At 45.7% G+C, this 17,356-nt stretch carries 17 protein-coding genes; 7 read left to right on the forward strand and 10 right to left on the reverse strand.

Annotation, left to right across the window (positions count from 1 at the left end):
• Positions 1-246: 246 nt before the first annotated feature.
• The 6 genes from QZY95_RS04235 to QZY95_RS04260 all read left to right on the forward strand — a co-directional run bounded on the left by QZY95_RS04235 (position 247) and on the right by QZY95_RS04260 (position 7,961).
• Complete coding sequence (locus QZY95_RS04235) at positions 247-822, forward strand: RimK/LysX family protein (protein ID WP_290919695.1); 576 nt, start codon at positions 247-249, stop codon at positions 820-822.
• A 59-nt stretch (positions 823-881) separates the two neighbouring features.
• Complete coding sequence (locus QZY95_RS04240; RefSeq protein WP_290919697.1) at positions 882-2,447, forward strand: inactive transglutaminase family protein; 1,566 nt, start codon at positions 882-884, stop codon at positions 2,445-2,447.
• A gap of 6 nt (positions 2,448-2,453) precedes the next feature.
• Entirely contained in the window at positions 2,454-3,395 is a 942-nt protein-coding gene (locus QZY95_RS04245) for an alpha-L-glutamate ligase-like protein (protein ID WP_290919699.1), read from the forward strand.
• Between the two features lie 76 nt (positions 3,396-3,471).
• On the forward strand, positions 3,472-4,221 hold the full coding sequence (locus QZY95_RS04250) for a hypothetical protein (RefSeq protein ID WP_290919701.1): 750 nt from the start codon (positions 3,472-3,474) through the stop codon (positions 4,219-4,221).
• A gap of 105 nt (positions 4,222-4,326) precedes the next feature.
• Positions 4,327-5,622, forward strand: a complete 1,296-nt coding sequence (locus QZY95_RS04255; RefSeq protein WP_290919703.1) for an amino acid permease — start codon at positions 4,327-4,329, stop codon at positions 5,620-5,622.
• Between the two features lie 41 nt (positions 5,623-5,663).
• Complete coding sequence (locus QZY95_RS04260) at positions 5,664-7,961, forward strand: Orn/Lys/Arg decarboxylase N-terminal domain-containing protein (protein WP_290919705.1); 2,298 nt, start codon at positions 5,664-5,666, stop codon at positions 7,959-7,961.
• 35 nt (positions 7,962-7,996) lie between these two features.
• On the opposite strand, the gene phnN is transcribed toward QZY95_RS04260, so the two are convergent.
• The 9 genes from phnN to phnG form a co-directional block, all read right to left on the reverse strand.
• Positions 7,997-8,575, reverse strand: a complete 579-nt coding sequence (gene phnN, locus QZY95_RS04265; protein WP_290919707.1) for a phosphonate metabolism protein/1,5-bisphosphokinase (PRPP-forming) PhnN — start codon at positions 8,573-8,575, stop codon at positions 7,997-7,999.
• 1 nt (position 8,576) lies between these two features.
• Positions 8,577-9,281, reverse strand: coding sequence for a DUF1045 domain-containing protein (locus QZY95_RS04270; protein ID WP_290919709.1), 705 nt, complete (start codon positions 9,279-9,281; stop codon positions 8,577-8,579).
• Positions 9,282-9,346: 65 nt separating this feature from the next.
• Complete coding sequence (locus tag QZY95_RS04275) at positions 9,347-10,513, reverse strand: alpha-D-ribose 1-methylphosphonate 5-triphosphate diphosphatase (RefSeq protein WP_290919711.1); 1,167 nt, start codon at positions 10,511-10,513, stop codon at positions 9,347-9,349.
• Positions 10,510-11,208: a phosphonate C-P lyase system protein PhnL gene (gene phnL, locus QZY95_RS04280; protein ID WP_290919713.1), complete on the reverse strand. Its 699-nt coding sequence runs from the start codon at positions 11,206-11,208 to the stop codon at positions 10,510-10,512. Before phnL ends, QZY95_RS04275 begins: the two co-directional genes overlap by 4 nt.
• Before the next feature lie 56 nt (positions 11,209-11,264).
• Complete coding sequence (phnK, locus tag QZY95_RS04285; protein WP_290919796.1) at positions 11,265-12,074, reverse strand: phosphonate C-P lyase system protein PhnK; 810 nt, start codon at positions 12,072-12,074, stop codon at positions 11,265-11,267.
• 31 nt (positions 12,075-12,105) lie between these two features.
• Complete coding sequence (locus QZY95_RS04290) at positions 12,106-13,062, reverse strand: alpha-D-ribose 1-methylphosphonate 5-phosphate C-P-lyase PhnJ (RefSeq protein ID WP_290919715.1); 957 nt, start codon at positions 13,060-13,062, stop codon at positions 12,106-12,108.
• On the reverse strand, positions 13,062-14,240 hold the full coding sequence (locus QZY95_RS04295; RefSeq protein ID WP_290919717.1) for a carbon-phosphorus lyase complex subunit PhnI: 1,179 nt from the start codon (positions 14,238-14,240) through the stop codon (positions 13,062-13,064). Before QZY95_RS04295 ends, QZY95_RS04290 begins: the two co-directional genes overlap by 1 nt.
• A complete protein-coding gene (gene phnH, locus QZY95_RS04300; protein ID WP_290919719.1) occupies positions 14,231-14,839 on the reverse strand; it encodes a phosphonate C-P lyase system protein PhnH in 609 nt (202 codons plus the stop codon). Before phnH ends, QZY95_RS04295 begins: the two co-directional genes overlap by 10 nt.
• A 1-nt stretch (position 14,840) precedes the next feature.
• Entirely contained in the window at positions 14,841-15,290 is a 450-nt protein-coding gene (phnG, locus tag QZY95_RS04305; protein WP_290919721.1) for a phosphonate C-P lyase system protein PhnG, read from the reverse strand.
• A 131-nt stretch (positions 15,291-15,421) separates the two neighbouring features.
• Here phnG and phnF point away from each other — a divergent pair, with 131 nt between their 5' ends.
• Positions 15,422-16,195: a phosphonate metabolism transcriptional regulator PhnF gene (gene phnF, locus QZY95_RS04310; protein WP_290919723.1), complete on the forward strand. Its 774-nt coding sequence runs from the start codon at positions 15,422-15,424 to the stop codon at positions 16,193-16,195.
• A gap of 6 nt (positions 16,196-16,201) precedes the next feature.
• Here the strand turns inward: phnF and phnE are convergent, their stop codons facing one another.
• Complete coding sequence (gene phnE / locus QZY95_RS04315) at positions 16,202-17,299, reverse strand: phosphonate ABC transporter, permease protein PhnE (RefSeq protein ID WP_290919725.1); 1,098 nt, start codon at positions 17,297-17,299, stop codon at positions 16,202-16,204.
• Positions 17,300-17,356: the final 57 nt, after the last annotated feature.

Genomic DNA, 17,356 nt, shown 5'->3' on the forward strand with positions numbered 1-17,356 from the left:
CGTTTACTGCATGTAGAACAAGGGGCTAACTACTGTATTTGGTTTAGAATAATTGTTGTACGGGATTTCAAGATATTTATGGCAGAGGGCGTATTTGACGAAAGGTGTAGCAACGAGTATTTACCGACCCATGCGCATCTCGAATTGCTTGTTGTACTTTTTCCAACCATCATGGAAAAAACAAGAAACCTTACTGTTGCTGTACACCGTTTACCGTAGAACAGTACTTTTATACAGGACACAATTATGTATTACACATGGTGCTTAGCTATTTTGTTTGCGCTCAACACAACGGCTACCTTTGCGCAGACACCACCTTCCGCATCTACCCCGAAATCTCATCAGACAAATTTCCAGATTGTAGCTTCGGCTGCAGACGTAACATCAGACAGCGATATGCTAATCGCAGGGTATCTGGAAAAAGCTTCAATAATCATTTGTGGAAAAAGCCATCCGATAGAGGTTGATGCCAAGCTGGATACCGGTGCAGACAGCACCTCGTTTCATGCCACTGACATTGTTATTCATAAGAAAAAAAAGACAGTCACATTTACGGTTGTAGATGGTACTGGGGATACACAACGCATAACCTGTCCATACCTTCGCACTGTGCGAATAAAAAAACGTCCTACCGGGCGGGAAGAACGTCCTGTCATTGCGGCACAGATCCGCATAGCATCTAAAGTTATTGATGCAGAAATTAACCTGACAGACAGGAGTCATTTTTCCTACAAACTTCTTGTTGGCCGTAAAGATTTACGAAAAGGTCTGCTAATTGATTCCTCACAAAAGTTCAGGCTTGGTAAGCCGGTTTCTCATTAGCATTTTACTACTTGCAGAACCTGCATGCTAACTATTCTTTTTTCTTCGGATTTATTTCAATGAATAAAATTCAATTAAAGCTGCTTGTCGGCATTTTGCTGACAATTGGGCTTAGCGTGTTTTGTTACAAAGTGTTTGTGTTAGGTTTTCCGTTAGTTCCTTCAGAAAAAACATCTGCATGGAATGTTGAAGCACATGTTGCTTTTGACGGTGAAAACAGTCCGGTGAAAGTTGTCTTACAAACGTTAAACCGCGTTTCCGGCTTTGCTGTTACCGATGAATTCTTTATTGGAGCAGGGTACGGTCGCCAAAGAGTAAGTCAGCGAGTTACCGATAAAAAATTAACAAACGATGCGTACGATCAAAACTCTGTTGTGATTTGGTCGAAACGTAATGCCGACGGAAAACAGGATTTAATTTATTCTGCTGTGCTCCGTCCTGAATCTGGTGACAAACTTCCTAAATGGAGTCCTCCACAACAGATTCCTGAGCTGCGAGATCCACAGTTTACAGATGCTGAGACTGTCGCGGCAGATGCACTTTTGTCAAAAATAGGTAAAGAATCTGCTGATATGGAGTCATTTGTTCCATTGCTGATGCAGACTCTTAAGCATCCAGAGTCGGACTCCAATGCAGCGTACTTGTTACGTGACGCAACGGGCAGCCGTGGCGTTGTGAACGTGGCAGTGCGTCTGCTTCACCTTTCCGGTATTGCAGCTCAATCTGTGCACGGTATTACTCTTGGTACTTCCAGCGATGCCAGAATCAGTCATTGGTTGGAACTGTATCAGGATGATTCCTGGCATATGTTTGATGTTGCCAAAGGCGTTTTCAGTACTCCTGTTAACTTTGTGCCTTGGTGGCGAGGTGATGCGCCGTTGGCTCAGCTTACAGGTGGTTCAAACCTTCAGGTTTCACTTTCTGTAGTGCCGGATGCCATTGATGCTATGAAAAACGTTGTGGATAGAATTTCCGCAACGCATCCTACTTTCTTCGATTATTCTTTGTTCAGTCTTCCTGTGCAGGCACAGGCGACTTACCGTGTCATTCTTCTCATTCCTATTGGCGCTATTTTGCTTGTGTTCCTGCGTAACGTTATCGGCTTTAGCACGTTCGGTACGTTTATGCCGGTTCTTATCGCACTGTCGTTCAGGGAAACACAGCTTCTGTGGGGACTGAGCTTGTTCTCAATAGTTATTATTTTAGGGCTCGGTGTCCGTCTGTATCTGGAACACTTGAAGTTGCTCCTTGTACCGCGACTGGCCTGTGTGCTGATTTCTGTTGTGCTGTTAATGGCAGGTATCAGTATTGTTTGTTTCAAACTGGGCATTCCGCGCGGTGTTTCTGTAAGTCTTTTCCCTATGGTTATTTTGAGTATGACCATTGAGCGCATTTCTGTGATGTGGGATGAGCTTGGAGCAGGTAAGGCTATACAACAGGCTGTAGGTTCTATGGCTGTTGCAGTTCTTGCCTACCTTGTTATGACAAACAGTTACATTGAACATTTATTCTTTGTTTTCCCGGAACTTTTCCTTGTGCTGCTGGGATTGACGGTTCTGATGGGTCGATACACTGGCTATCGTCTGTTAGATTTGATCCGATTCCGCACCTTTATTCGGGGGTAACAGGCCATGTTTCAATGGTTTAAAAAATTAAAAGAAAGTGGTGTTGTGGGCATGAATGCCCGCAACGCTGCTTATGTGCTGCCGCACAATCCTCGGCGGCTGTATCCTTTGGTGGATGACAAGGAAACAACAAAACGTCTCACTCTGGATGCAGGATTACATGTGCCGGAGCTGTATGGCGTATTCCGTGCTCAGCATGAATTGAAAAAGCTCCCTGAGCTTCTCAAAAAGCATGATTCTTTTGTTGTGAAGCCGGCACGAGGTGCCGGAGGTAACGGCATTTTAGTTATTACAGGAAAATTGGGTTCTCATTTTTTAAAACCCGACGATTCCTTTGTTTCCACAGATGAAATCCATTTCCATATTTCAAACATATTGAGTGGAATGTATAGTCTGGGCGGTATGCCTGATAAGGCTCTTGTAGAGTATTGTGTAAAGTTTGATCCGGTCTTTCATGGCATCGCGTATCAAGGTGTTCCTGATATACGTATCATCGTATATAAAGGAGTACCGGTCATGGCGATGTTACGATTACCTACTCGAGAGTCTGACGGCAAAGCTAACTTGCATCAGGGGGCAATGGGGTGCGGAATTGATATCCGTACCGGTAAAACAACCCATGCAGTTTGGAAAAATGATAACCATGAAACCCACCCCGATACCTTACTTCCGGTCGGTGGAGTTCAGATTCCGGGATGGGAAGAATTGCTTCGTCAGGCATCTCTTGGATATTCAGTGACAGGACTTGGGTATCTTGGTGTAGATATTGTGCTTGATAAAGATCTGGGACCGTTGATTCTGGAGCTTAACGCCCGCCCGGGGCTGGCAATTCAAGTCGCAAACAAATCAGGTCTGCAAACTCGATTGGATAAAGTTGAGGCGGTTCATCATCTCTTGCAGTCCGAAAACCAACGGGTACAGTATGCAATGGAACATTTCGGCGTATAACTTGAGAGAACAGGCAGTACGAACTTGTCTGTTTTTGATATGTGCTTTTTTAGTTGCAGGATGCGCTAATTTTCAAATGGCTTCATCTGGAGAGAACACTGAGCCTCCTAAGCCTGCAGAACAAAAAGAGCTGACTCCGGCTTTGGCCGCTGATGAAGTTGAGATGCGGATTGATTTGGCGCAAATGCCGGATCAAACCAGTATCCAAAAGACCAGTACACAAAGCATGAAGGTCGGGGAGCGTAAGACTGTTGCCTCTGGAGGCGATATTTTACGTGTCCTTAAGTACAATGAAGAAGTTGTAGTTCTTCCTAAAATGAGTGCTTCAAGTGATTTTACCGTTGCTTTGACAAACTCGGTGATAACAACAGCACAGGACCCAGAAACACTTTTAGGGTACTCAAATGTGACCTATGAAGTGTTTTCTTCTCCCAGTGTCGGAGAGGTGCTTTTATTAGGAAAAGTTTTTGCTGTTCCCGGTGCAGACGGACGTCTTGGAAAAGATGTTTTTATGCCCACTGGGAAAGCGGGAATTTTTAAAAGGTTGAGCGCTGAAGTTAAGCCTTCAACCGTAAAGTTCAAAAAAATAACTCGTAATAAAGTTATTCCTTCTTCTGAAACACACTATGTGATCAGGTTTGTAAAAAAAGATGGTATGTCCGTGTTATTTGAAGTGCGTACACTTCGGGGCGGAAGTAGGCCGAGGGTAGAAAGCAGACAGCCTGTGTCTGTTCCTCTTGGTACCCCGATTATCACGATCAAAGGGCATAAGTTTAAAGTACATACCATCACACCGGATTTTATTGATATAGAGCGCTTAAGCTAGCAGTGTAGCTGTATTCTCCGCTTGGAGAAATAACAGATGTAAAGTCCATGGTGCCGTAGAATAAGAAGCTATTCGTAGCTTTTTTACTTCTACCAAAGGCTAGCCATGGAAACATCAAAACATAAACTCGGTCTTATCGGGGCAACATTTTTTATTGTTGCCAGTCTGGCTGGTAGCGGTGTTATTGCACTGCCACAGCAACTTGCCGCGATAGGCTCTATTACACTGCTTTCGTTTCTGCTTGTAACAGCAGGGGCACTCTGTCTTACATTAGTTTACGTACGGGCTGGGGCATTGTTTGATGACCCCAGCCCGACTGGTCTTTCAGCCTATGTTAACCCTGTTCTAGGGGCTAAAAGCGGGCTTTTCTACGTCTATTCCAATCTTATTTCGAATGTATCCATCCTGATAGCAGGGCTTGGATATGTTACCTATTTTGTCCCTGCATTGAACCATCCGGTTGTTCTTGGGATTGCCGTCATTACGCTTATCTGGGTGTTTACCTTACTTGCATTGCGCGGAGCACAGTTTGTAACAATGGTCGTGTCCTGTTCGGTAACGCTCTTGCTGCTTTCTGTATTGCTGACGGCATTGTTCGGGTGGTTGTCATTCGATGTACACTTGTTCGAACAAAACTGGAACGTCACTGGTGTTCCTCCGGGAAAAGCTGTTTTATCTGGTTTTGCAGTCCTTTTGTTTTCTTACGTAGGGGTAGAGGCCGTTGCCAATAACTATGAGCTGGTCAACAACCCTAAGCGTAATGTCCCCATTGCCACTATTGTAGGGTTCATTATTGTTGCCATTCTGTACATAGTTTCAACAACGGTTATCGAGGGTATGTTTACCGCGACAGTAATTCAGACTCAGCCTGCTTCGTTTTCACTCTCCATTGCTCATATTTTCGGTTCAAAACTGCTTGGGCAAATTTCTTCCGTCGTCATGGCTATTGCCTGTCTTTCCAGTTTTCTTGTGTGGAATATTTCTGTTGTCAGCGCAGCGAAAACAAGTGCTGATAACGGTTTTCTGCCTAAAGTTTACTCATATACTAATAAATACAATGTCGGGAGTCGGGGACTTATTCTAAACGCCGTGTTGATGACGGTTGTTGAGCTGGCTTTGATGTTTTTGGGCAGCAATATTGCTGTGGCATTTAACCTGACTGTGACCATTTCTGTCCTGCTGATTTTATTTCCGTATTTCTGGTCAGGCATTGCTTTAATTAAAAAAGGGTTTGAAACCGGTAAGCATTCGTATTTTGACATCACTATTGTGACGCTCTCGTCAGTCTTTATTGTGTCTGCCTTTGAATCAGCGAATTTTGCAGAATTATGGCTGGTTATTGTCTGCGTTATGGTTGCCATGGCAGCGTATGCATTGGTGTTTGCAAAGCAGTCTAAATAACAAGTGGCACTATGCCGCAGTGAGAATAACAGGAGTATTGAATGAAGTTGACCAAAGTAGATTGGCCGATACTTATTGTTTCGAGCCTGTTTGATACAAACAATGACGGCGGTAGCAGAATGCGTGAGCTTGAAGAGGCACTCGTATCAGAGCAGAATTGCAGCGTTATCCGTGCGTATTGTTATGAGGATGCGGCGAATATCGTTCATAGCCGAGCTGATCTTGGTGTTGTTGTTATAGATTGGGATATCAGCGCCGAGCAAAATCAACCGTGTGGGTCGCCTGAAGAGTTGTTGAAGGAGATACGCAAAAGAAACAAGATAATTCCCGTATGCTTGCTTACAGACCGTGTGACGCAGGATAGCGTTTCAACAGATTTGCTTGGCATGTTGGATGAATTGCTTTGGAAGCACGCTGACACGGTAGATTTTTTATCAGGAAGAATTGAAACGCTGCTTCTTGAGTATATCACCCGTATTAATCCGTCCTTTTTCTCACAACTCGTTTTGTATGCAGAAGCATATAAGTACGCATGGCATACCCCGGGGCATATGGGGGGAGAAGGCTTTTTAAAAAGCCCTGCCGGTATCGGTATGTATAAGTTTTTTGGTGAAAACGTCTTCCGTGCCGACTTGTCTATCTCTGTTCCTGAGCTTGGTTCATTATTAGATCATAGCGGCGTGGTGGGGGATGCGGAGGATAATTCGGCAAAGGCATTCGGTGCTGACATTACGTTTTATGTGCTCAACGGAACATCTAATGCAAACCAGATTATCTGGCGTTCTCAAGCCGTGCGTGATGATATTGCCGTAGTGGATCGTAACTGCCATAAGTCGTTGAACTACTCGATGGTAATTACCGATATTTATCCTGTGTATATGCAGCCTCGAAGAAACCATCTGGGCATTATCGGGCCGTGCCGGTTAACTGAGTTCAGTAGAGATACCATCCGTAAAAATATTAAAAACAGTTCAATAATTCCTGAGAAAAAGAAAACGGCTGTGCCGGTTATGTCTGCGTTAACCAACTCAACATATGACGGATTGTGTTACAACGTGGCAACTATTAAAGAGCAGCTGGAAAAGAATGTTAAGAACATGCATTTTGATGAAGCATGGTATGCCTATGCTAAGTTTCATCCTATCTACAAAGACCACTTCGGCATGGCTGAAACGTCTCATGAGCATCACCCGCCTATTTTCTGTTCCCAGTCAACTCACAAGCTGCTTACAGCATTTTCTCAATCTTCAATGCTGCACGTAAAACATGGCAGTGCAGAAACGATTGATAAGATGGAAATGAACGAATCATATATGATGCACGGTTCAACTTCACCGCAGTACAGCATGATTGCATCTCTCGATGTTGCAACAAAGATTATGCAGGATAGCGGTGAAGTACTGCTTGCAGATTGTATTCATGATGCTGTGGTCTTAAGGCAGAAAATTGCTCGTATGGCGAAAGAAATGGAAGAGAAAGGTGATTGGTTCTTTTCTATGTGGCAACCGGAACAAGTAGAGTTTGAGCATACTTTTGTTCCGTTTACTCAAGTGCCTACACAGTATTTGAGTTCAAGGCAGGAAGCATGGGTACTGAGTGCAGAAAATAACTGGCATGGCTTTGATGATATTGAAGATAATTTTGTCATGCTGGATCCTATTAAGCTGACGATCACAACACCCGGTTTGAATATCGACGGCTCGTACCAGCAGACTGGAATACCCGCGATGATTGTAACGGACTATCTGATTCGTCACGGTATTGTATGTGAAAAAACAGATTACTACTCCTTCCTTCTGCTTAATTCCATAGGAACAACGAAGGCAAAGCAAGGCACCTTGTTGACGGCGTTGATGAAGTTTAAAGAATGTTATGATGCGAATACACCAATGGCAGAGGTGTTCCCTGATTTGGTGAAGCAGTATCCGAATGTGTATGGGGAAATTGGCTTGCGAGAGCATTGTGATGCTATTCATGGTTACTACAAAGATGCTCATCTGCTTAAAAAGATGCACGATGCTTTTGAGATAATACCCAATCAAGTAATGAAACCTTCGGATGCGTATCAGGAAGTGGTGAAGAGAAATGTAGAGTATGTAACGCTTAAAGAGTTGCATAACCGTGTTGCGGCTGTAATGCTGGTACCATATCCTCCGGGAATTCCAATTTTAATGGGTGGTGAAGTTATGGACAGTGCTGCCCAGCCGATTCTTGACTATTTGACAGCACGTGAATCCTTCGAGAATCGTTTTCCCGGATATGAGAGTGATATTCATGGAGTAGAGCGTTTCGAAAAAGGCGGAAAGAAATATTTCAAAACGCTTTGTGTCAAAGCTTGATAGCAACTTGTTGATGAGTAAAAAACTCCCCCGAATTATGCAGTTCGGGGGAGTTCTTCTTTGCATATAATGGCTTCAAGCTCATCAACTGCTGCCTCAACTGTTGTGTCATTAATGACTACAGCTGTCTTTTTTCCCTGAGAATAGTGTGTGCAGGTTGAATTTAAGAGTGTGTTTTGTCGCAGGCGGTCAACTATTTCTGCTTTTGATTCGCGTTTACGTTTGTGCAGACGCTCTTCAATAACGTCTTCTGGAGCTGTGATAAGGACAGGCTGTAAGTCTGGATAGAGCTCGCGTGCTTGAGGCAGATAGGCTCGAGAGCCATTGATTACAACAGAGATATTTTGCGTGAGCCAGTTGTTGATTTCAATGCCGATTCCATAGTTTGTATTGTGGCTGTGCCAGTGGAGTGCAAAGCTGTTTGAAAGCAGAAAAGTATGAAATTCCTTATGTGAAAGGGCAACATGATTCTCTCCTGTAGCAGAAGGGGGGCGTGTAATATATCGATGTGCCACTATTACGGACTGTTTTTCCAGCCGGTTGCGAAGTGTGTGTAACAGCGTGTCCTTGCCTGCTCCTGAAGGGCCCATAAGATAAAAAAGAGTGCCAGCCATACTATGCCTTGTATTTTCCGGTTAGAGGAATGCGTGTGTATTCTACAAAAGGAGTTTTTCTGTCCGGCTGCATGAACACTGTAACTTCGTTTACTGGAATGGATTCTGTCAGATAGGGATTGAGTATAGATTCCAGTTTTTCTTTATAGCTGCGGCGGAGCCTGTCTTCAATTGTTCCGGTTAATGTCATGTGAAATTTGAATTCTTCGAGAACAAATGGGTATCCAAAACGACGCAACAAGCGCTCTTGTCGTTCAGAGAGTTTTTTGTCGAGATGACGTTTGAGATCGAAACGGGAGAGTTGCGGGCGAAGGTGGTCAAGTCTGCGGGTAAGGTCAGAGTGTAGTTTAAGAAGATCAGGAGAAGCTGCTGTCGGGGTGAGCGCTAGGAAACCGCCAAAGCAATTAATTGAGAGCCCTGCAAAGCTGAACGGGGCATGGTTTCTACATATCTGAGAAATCTCTTTTATGAACGCCTCTGGGGTAACGTTTTTTGCCAGTTCAAACGGAGCGCGAATGGTTCCATGGAAGCCGTACCAACGTGGTGCTTCGATGATTTGATAGTATTCCTGTTTAAAAAAGCCTTCAGGAATGTCTTTAGGAATTTGTCCATAACGGAGCGGTGTTCGTCCCAGCCAATGTATTCCCGCGGATTCTAACAGCGAATTACGCGGAGGAGTATAGTAGATTGCGTAACGGGCAGTCATCGAAAAGTCCTTGTATGCTATTCACCTTTTTGCTGTGTATAAAAGGTGAATAGCAGGGATGTTGTTTATAACAGGCGTTTTCCACCGCGCCAAACGGAGCGGACCACCGGTACTGAATCGACAGTTTTAACACGGGCTATGTCAGCACGTTTGCCAACGACCAGTTCGCCTCTGTCTTCCAGTTTTAATAATCGGGCAGGGTTACTTGTTACAGTTGCAAGTGCTTCGTGAAGAGGGATGTCCAAGGTGTCGTGCAACATAAATGCTCCGTGCAGAAGGCTGGCAGGAACATAGTCTGAAGACAGAATATCGAGCAATCCCTCTGCTGCAAGGTCGCGAGCGGACACGTTGCCGGAATGTGAGCCACCGCGAACCACGTTCGGTGCTCCCATAACAATACCTAACCCTTCTTCTCTTGCTTTACGTGCAGCTTCAAGTGTTGTCGGGAATTCAGATATAGTCAGCCCTTCGCGTACAGCCTCCTCTACATGTTCTATCGTAGTGTCATCATGGCTAGCTATTGGAATATTACGTCGATGGCACATTGCGAGGAGGATAGAGCGATTTTTTGCTGCGTTGGTTTCCTGTTCGTCTTTTAACTGACTTACAAGACGTTGAAATTGTTCATCGCTCCAGTCCAGACACTTGTAGTATTCACGGTATTTATTGTAATCGCAGAATTGGCGTTGTCCCGGAGTATGATCCATCAGGGAAACAAGGCGCAAGTTTTCTTCATCTACGTATGGTTCAAACATCTCCATAACGTGTGGATCGCATATTTCACAGCGCAGGTGCAGCTGGTGATCTGCACGTAATACATTCTTTTGTCTGGCGTCTCGAATAGCAGAAATGGACATATCGAGAAGCGTATGTCGCATTTTCCCTTCGTTTAACTGCCCACAGCAGATGGAGTCCAGTACGGTAGTAATTCCGCCTCCCACAACCTGTGTGTCATGCGCAACAAGTGCTGCAAGAGATGATGGCCAGAGAACCCCAGGACGAGGTTGGAACTGGGTTTCAAGGTGGTCGGTGTGCATCTCAATCAATCCGGGAATCAGATAATCTCCCTGAGCATCCCGTACCAGACTCCCTGTGCATTCACAGGTTGCTCCTACGTTTGATCTGCCTTCGTCTATGTGTGTAATTACGTCGTCATTCACCACCACCGTTCCGTGGATTGTGCCTTGGGGGGTGATGACATTTGCATTTGTAAAAATTACTTCTTGTGTCATGCAGCGTGCTCCATGGATTGCATATCAATCACGCGGTCTGCCACAGCATTACGTACTTCATCGTCGTGGAAGATGCCCACAACAGCTGTACCATTTGCTTTGGCTTCTTCAATTAATTCCACTACAATTTGTCTGTTTGCCGCATCCAGTGATGCTGTCGGTTCATCCAGCAGCAGTATCGGGTATTCAACCGCAAAGCCGCGTGCAATATTCACTCGCTGCTGTTCTCCACCTGAAAATGTTGCCGGAGCAACGTTCCATAGTCGTTCAGGAATGTTCAAACGTTCGAGTAATACCGCTGCTTTTTTTAACGCCTCATCACTATTTCCGGTAAGGTCTTTGCGTGCTTCTGCAACAATGTTCAGTGCAGAAACTCTTGGGATAACCCTGAGAAACTGGCTTACATATCCGATTGTATATTTTCGCATTTCCAAGATTTTACGCGGAGGCGCACTGACAATATCAATGTGTTGTTCGCCGTGCCGGATGTTAATCGCTCCGGAAGTGGGTTTGTAGTTTGCATAAAGTGAGCGAAGCATTGTTGATTTACCCGCACCCGATTGTCCGTAGAGGGCGACACATTCTCCAGCGTGTACTTGCAGCGACATATTTTCAAAAACAGATATGGTGGTTCCGTTTTGATTATGTAATACAAAGTTTTTACAAACGTTTTGTACATCGATCATGACAGTCATACGTCATTTTCCTGTATTTTTATGGCAAAAAGGTTAACTGAATTTGTGGGGCGACATTAAACCTGCAGGATAGAGGAGACGAGTAACTGTGTGTACTCGTGGTGAGGGTCGTCGAGAACTTGGTCTGTAAGACCGGATTCCACAACGTGTCCTCCGCGCATAACCATAAGTCTGTGAGCCAGAATACGAGCTACTGCGAGATCGTGTGTGACAATGACAACCGCTAGTCCCATTTCAGCAACCAACTCGCGAAGCAGATCAAGCAGACGTGCTTGAACAGAAACATCCAGTCCGCCTGTTGGTTCATCCATGAAGATCAAACGAGGGTTGGAAACAAGGTTTCGAGCAATTTGCAGACGTTGCTGCATGCCGCCTGAGAATGTACGGGGAAGGTCGTCCATTCTATTTTTAGATATTTCTACACGTTCAAGCCAGTCGGTAGCTTTGGAGCGAATGTTTCCGTAATGTCGCATTCCAACTCCCATGAGGCGTTCACCGATGTTTGCACCGGCGCTGACGTTGTTGCGTAAGCCGTCACGGGGATGCTGGTGAACATATCCCCACTCAGTTCGCATGAGCATGCGGCGCAAGTGCTCTGGTGCCTCATGAACATTGCACAGATCTCCATTTTCTTGCTGGTAGTTCACTGAGCCGTAAGTAGGGCTTAATCGGCCGGATATGCAATTGAGCAAGGTGGATTTCCCTGATCCGGATTCACCGACAATTCCGACAATTTCTCCCGGGTACAGGTCAAACGAAACATGTAAACAGCCTGCTCTGTCACCATAATATTTGCTGACTCCATTAACAGTGAGAAGTGGATGCTCTTCTGTTTCAACTTTAGGCTGCCAAAGCTTTTTAGGCATTGCAGCCACATTTTGCGTTGCAGAACAAAGATTATGCATTGTTTTCCTCGTTGCTTTCGGTACGTGTTGCGGCGGGCTGTCCTTGCGGCGCTGTCATGGCACCTGCATGGCCTGCTTTCAGACGCTGCTGGCAGTAGTTGCTGTCAGAGCAGACGAACATGCGGTTCCCTTCGTTATCGAGAATGATTTCATCAAGGTAACTGTCTTCAGCTCCGCAGAGTCCGCAGACCTCATCCCATGTTTGCACAGAGAATGGATGATCTTCAAAGTCAAGACTATGAACGTTCGTGTATGGCGGAATGGCATAAATCCGTTGTTCACGTCCTGCACCGAAAATCTGTAGAGCAGGGCAGTTGTCCATTTTGGGGTTGTCGAATTTGGGAATCGGGGATGGACTCATAATATAGCGGCCGGCAATCTGCACTGGGTAGTCAAAACTGGTGGCAATATGGCCATGATGGGCAATATCTTCATAAAGTTTGACATGCATTACTCCGTACTCTTCATGTGCGTGCATTTTACGGGTTTCGGTTTCGCGTGGCTCCATCCATCGCAATGGTTCTGGAATAGGAACCTGATAGACAAGAATATGGTCTTCTGTGAGGGGCTGTTCAGGGATACGGTGTCTGGTTTGGATTAGCGTTGCTTTATTTGTTTCTTCTGTTGTTGCTACACCGGTGGTGCGCTGGAAAAAACTTCGAATAGAAACAGCGTTGGTGGTATCGTCTGCTCCTTGATCTGTAACCTTGAGTGTGTCCTGTTGTCCGATAATAGAGGCGGTAAGTTGAATACCGCCAGTACCCCAGCCATACGGCATCGGCATTTCCCGACTGGCAAAAGGTACCTGATAGCCGGGAATAGCTACTGCTTTTAATGTTGCACGGCGTACCATGCGTTTGGTTTGCTCATCTAAAAACGCAAAATTGTAGCCAGTCTCAAGAGGGGTGGCGTTGGCTGTTTTCTGTGTTGTGTTGATTGTATGATTCATTATGCTGCCCCTTTGATTTCAGGGGTTCCAGATTGTCGAATTTTTTGTTCTTTTTGGGTGTTGCGTTCGATTTCTTCACGTTTGGCTTTGCATTTCGCCCAATTGCTTCGTAAACGACGTAAGATGTCCAGTTCACTCTGGAAATCAACATGGTGAGGAAGCTTTAAGTGTTCTACAAAGCCAGTTGCTTCGATATTGTCGCTGTGCATAAGAACAAATTCTTCATCCTGTGCAGGTGCAATAATGTCTTCCTGCAGTTCACGGCATCGAAGTGCGCGATCTACAAGAGCCATTGAAATGGCTTTGCGTTCTCCACTTCCAAAGGTGATGCCGTATCCGCGAGAAAATTGTGGTGGTGTTTCTTCTGAGCCGTCATAGATGGAGACGATTTCACTTTCTGTAACGGTGATAGAGCCGATAGTTACTGGGAACCCAAGCTCCTCCGGAGTCACTTCTATGGAGACATCCCCAGTGCGAATCTCTCCGGCAAACGGGTGGCCGCCTGAGTTTTTGAAACCGCGCTGTGTGGAATAGCCCATAGCAAGGACAAATCCTTCGTCTGCTCGAGTCAGTTTTTGTAAGCGAATATCTCTGCCTGCTGGCAGTTCAAGCGGTTCACGGGTGATGTCACCAACTTGATGACTTTCAGCGCTTCCAACCCCTTCAACAAGTTCATCGTTTTGGAGAAAATCAAGAATTCGTGGAGTCTCATCGCAAGTTGCAGGGACATCTTCATTACAGGTTGGTGGTGTTACGTTATTTTTTGTATTTTCATCCGCAAGACTGAAATCCAGAAGGCGATGAGTGTAATCGAAGGTTGGTCCCAGCATTTGTCCACCCGGCATATCTTTAAACGCGGCAGAAATACGTCTGGTTATCTGCATTACTGAAGTGTTGATAGGGGCAGATGTGTAAAAACGCGGTAGCGTTGTTCGGTAGGCACGCAGCAGAAAAATAGCCTCAATGCTGTCGCCTCTTGCCTGTTTGAGCGCAAGCGCAGCAAGCTCTGGATCATAAAGGGAGCCTTCAGTCATAACTCGATCTACTGCAAGGCGCATCTGTTCCTTAATTTGCGACACTGTGAGTTCAGGGAGTGCCGTATCTCCGCGTCGTTCTGCGGCAAGATATTGGTGCGCATTGGCAATGGCTTTTTCGCCACCTTTAACCGCTACATACATGGTGTCTGTCTCCGAATAGTTGTGGTGCGCGGAATGCAGACAACACCGTCAGGCGCTGCCAGAATGGTATCAAAACCTTGGGGAAAGAGGCTGCGGTTGTTTTTTTGTGTTTCCCAGAAGCTGGAATCAAGACCTGAAATGTTGAGCTTGTTCGTTGTAGCAATGCCGGAGCCGGAGAACTCTACCGGCTCACCATGTGTTACAGACTCAACTTGAATGACGAGTGTGGTGGATCTGTCAGGAAATTCTGAACTGCCAATGGAGAACTGCGTCAGGTCAGGCAGGCTGTTACCGTCTGTTATCAGAGCAAACGTTGCTGCGTTTTTGTCTGTTGTTATTGGGCACCCGCAGTGAAATTGAAGCCAATGGGTAAGTTTTTCGTCTGATGTTTGAAGCCAGATTGACGTGTCGTTATCAAAAAGTGTGAGTGCGATGGAGGCAGCAGTTTTGCTACAAGGGCTTGGCGCTTGAGAAAACGCCTCGGTTGAAATTGGAAAACATACATTACCCGGTCTGGACATGGCATCTAAAACGATGCGGTACCATTGTTGGCTATCATGAACAGGCGAATTGAAGCCGGAAAGAATTTGCTGTGTCATACTAGTCCTCCCCGCGAACCATTGTGAAGAAGTCAACACGGGTGGAAGCAACCTGCTTAGCTTTTGTTTTTATCTGCTCAGCAATGTTTTTTTCCATCGGGTTGATAACAGTTTCCATAAGTCGGGCATTGTGCTCAGGAAGTTGAAGCAGCCCGTCAAAAATTGCCGCAAGTTCTGCGTGTTCAGGGTTACGCCCTGCAATATACGCGTGTCCGATGGCGTTATGAATGCTTACAGAGCAACGTGTCAGTGTCATCTCTCCCATGTTAAAAGGAGCACCGTTACCGTTTGTACGAGCCTGAATCATTACCAGTCCTGTTTCCGGCTGACGCAAAAGGGAGTATTCGGGCTGCTCCGGCATCGCACGCCATGCCTTTTGAATATTGGCAAATGATGTGCGTGCAAGCACGCTCATCCAATGTTGTCTGTCTTGTACATGTGTTTGGTTCATTGTCGTCTCAACTGAGTTGAACTTGTCTAGATAACTCTACAAGTTGTTGTAACAAAAATGCCATGTGAACTCCTTGTGTTGCATGTACCGTTCAGTTTTATGGAAACGTTACGCATAAAGGAGTGGATGTAGTGAAAGAAGCGAAAAGCAGTAATAAGCGGCAAAAGCTTGTACGTGCTCAAGGCGTTACACTTTGGCATCAAATTCAATCTGTATTGGAAAAAGAGTTGTATGACGGGGTGTATTCTGCCGGAGAGAAACTCCCGACTGAAAAGCAGCTTGCAGAGCGTTTTTTCGTAAATCGTCATACAGTTCGTCAGGCAATAGCTGAACTTGTTCGGAAAGAACTTATTGTAGTTGAGCAAGGACGTGGTGCCTTTGCCCGTAGAGATAAACTTGATTATTTCCTTGCCCGCAGGGTTCGGTTTCGTGAGAATTTGCTTCGCCAGCAGAAGAGCCCCGCAGAGGAACTGCTTACACATGATACTGTTCCGGCAGACCTTGTTGCAGCTAAGGCACTTTGTCTGCGCCCAACCACACTGCTTGTGCGAATGCGTTCTGTCGGCAGCGCGGACAAACATCCGCTGTGCTATACGACGCAATATTTCCCGAAGGAACGTTTTCCGGATTTTGCTGAGGTTTATGCAGAGAATCATTCCGTTACAGCTACCTTTCAAGCATTCGGAATTGCCGACTATACTCGAAAATCTACCCGAATTATGGCTAGAGGTGCTGAAGCAGAAGAAGTGCGTCTTCTTAAGCTCAGGCGCCATGCTCCAGTTATGGTTGTTGAGTCCGTTAACGTTGATCATGACGGTACTCCGGTCGAGTACGGAGTCTGTGTGTGGGCAGCAGACCGTATTCAGTTTGTGGTTGACGCTGATTCGCATGATGCATCCATCTAATTTGCTTTACACAAACTGCCTGCGGATTTTGCCACAGAGGTAGTCGATGACGGTAACCATAAGAATGACCATGATCATCATCGTGCATACTTCACGATAAAGGTATCCATTCAGTTTATCGAATATCAGGAAGCCGAGACCGCCTGCACCGACAAATCCAAGGATGGTTGCGCTGCGTACATTTGTTTCAAAGCGAAGCAGGCTGTAGCTGGCTACAAGCGGCATAATTTGTGGCAGAACTGAGAACGCGATTGTTTGAATAGAGCTTGATCCGCTAGCCTCAACCGCTTCAACCTGCCCCGGTTCAATAGCTTCAATGCCTTCACTGAAGACTTTTCCGAGAATGCCGAACGAGTGAATGGCGAGGGCGAGCACGCCTGCGTATGGTCCAAGGCCGATAACCGCTACAAAGATGAGAGCCATTACAAATTCATTGAATCCTCGGCAGAAGTCTAAGAGACGTCGCATAGAGAATTGAATTGTGTGGCGGAGCTTTTTTCGAACTGGAGAGCTGCCCGGGATCATTATTTTAAGTGTGTTGCGTGCTGCAAACATAGATGCCGGAATAGAAGCGACGAACGCGAAAAGTGTTCCCCAGATGGCGATAGCAAGTGTTTCAACCAGAGCCTTTGTGTATTCAAGCAAAGGGCCAGTTCTCATTTCCGGCGGAAAGAAGCCACCGCGCTTTTCATCCAGTAAGCGGGCATATTCTTCTTCAACAATTGCCTGATGCTCAAGCTGATCAATTGATGCAAGACGCTGTTCAGCCAGCTCATTCCCTCTGCGAGTCATCTCTGTAAAATCTGTGCTTCCTGCTGCCTTCATACTGTTGCGTACTTCTGTCATAGCTTCTTGACGAATTATGATTGCAGGCAGACGGGTTGCCTGTTCCATGGCAGCTTCTTTATCGCTTTGAGTAACATCATGTCCGAAAAGATATTCGGCGGCATTCTGACGTTTTTCGTACAATTTTATAGGATCAATGCCGCACCATACGTAGGTAATGGCGAGAACAGCGATAATGAGCGCACTCACGATGGTAACAACCGCCTTTTGGCTGGGTGTTTTTCGTGGTGTGAGTTGGGCAAGCGTTAAATCTGTCATGAATTTCCTCTATTACGTAAAAATCTGAGATAAGGGTAAACCTGCATAACTGAGTTC

Origin of the sequence: Halodesulfovibrio sp. (assembly GCF_015482765.1) — a bacterium.
Classification (GTDB): Bacteria; Desulfobacterota; Desulfovibrionia; order Desulfovibrionales; family Desulfovibrionaceae; genus Halodesulfovibrio.

What these genes read in the sequence shown, in the direction of transcription:
- phnH (WP_290919719.1), bottom strand. Translation starts at nt 14,839, where the DNA reads ATGACACAGCAAATTCTTTCCGGCTTCAATTCGCCTGTTCATGATAGC.
- QZY95_RS04290 (WP_290919715.1), bottom strand. Translation starts at nt 13,062, where the DNA reads ATGAATCATACAATCAACACAACACAGAAAACAGCCAACGCCACCCCT.
- phnG (WP_290919721.1), bottom strand. Translation starts at nt 15,290, where the DNA reads ATGAACCAAACACATGTACAAGACAGACAACATTGGATGAGCGTGCTT.
- QZY95_RS04235 (WP_290919695.1), top strand. Translation starts at nt 247, where the DNA reads ATGTATTACACATGGTGCTTAGCTATTTTGTTTGCGCTCAACACAACG.
- QZY95_RS04240 (WP_290919697.1), top strand. Translation starts at nt 882, where the DNA reads ATGAATAAAATTCAATTAAAGCTGCTTGTCGGCATTTTGCTGACAATT.
- QZY95_RS04250 (WP_290919701.1), top strand. Translation starts at nt 3,472, where the DNA reads ATGGCTTCATCTGGAGAGAACACTGAGCCTCCTAAGCCTGCAGAACAA.
- phnN (WP_290919707.1), bottom strand. Translation starts at nt 8,575, where the DNA reads ATGGCTGGCACTCTTTTTTATCTTATGGGCCCTTCAGGAGCAGGCAAG.
- QZY95_RS04255 (WP_290919703.1), top strand. Translation starts at nt 4,327, where the DNA reads ATGGAAACATCAAAACATAAACTCGGTCTTATCGGGGCAACATTTTTT.
- QZY95_RS04260 (WP_290919705.1), top strand. Translation starts at nt 5,664, where the DNA reads ATGAAGTTGACCAAAGTAGATTGGCCGATACTTATTGTTTCGAGCCTG.
- QZY95_RS04295 (WP_290919717.1), bottom strand. Translation starts at nt 14,240, where the DNA reads ATGTATGTAGCGGTTAAAGGTGGCGAAAAAGCCATTGCCAATGCGCAC.
- QZY95_RS04270 (WP_290919709.1), bottom strand. Translation starts at nt 9,281, where the DNA reads ATGACTGCCCGTTACGCAATCTACTATACTCCTCCGCGTAATTCGCTG.
- phnK (WP_290919796.1), bottom strand. Translation starts at nt 12,074, where the DNA reads ATGCCTAAAAAGCTTTGGCAGCCTAAAGTTGAAACAGAAGAGCATCCA.
- QZY95_RS04245 (WP_290919699.1), top strand. Translation starts at nt 2,454, where the DNA reads ATGTTTCAATGGTTTAAAAAATTAAAAGAAAGTGGTGTTGTGGGCATG.
- QZY95_RS04275 (WP_290919711.1), bottom strand. Translation starts at nt 10,513, where the DNA reads ATGACACAAGAAGTAATTTTTACAAATGCAAATGTCATCACCCCCCAA.
- phnL (WP_290919713.1), bottom strand. Translation starts at nt 11,208, where the DNA reads ATGACTGTCATGATCGATGTACAAAACGTTTGTAAAAACTTTGTATTA.
- phnE (WP_290919725.1), bottom strand. Translation starts at nt 17,299, where the DNA reads ATGACAGATTTAACGCTTGCCCAACTCACACCACGAAAAACACCCAGC.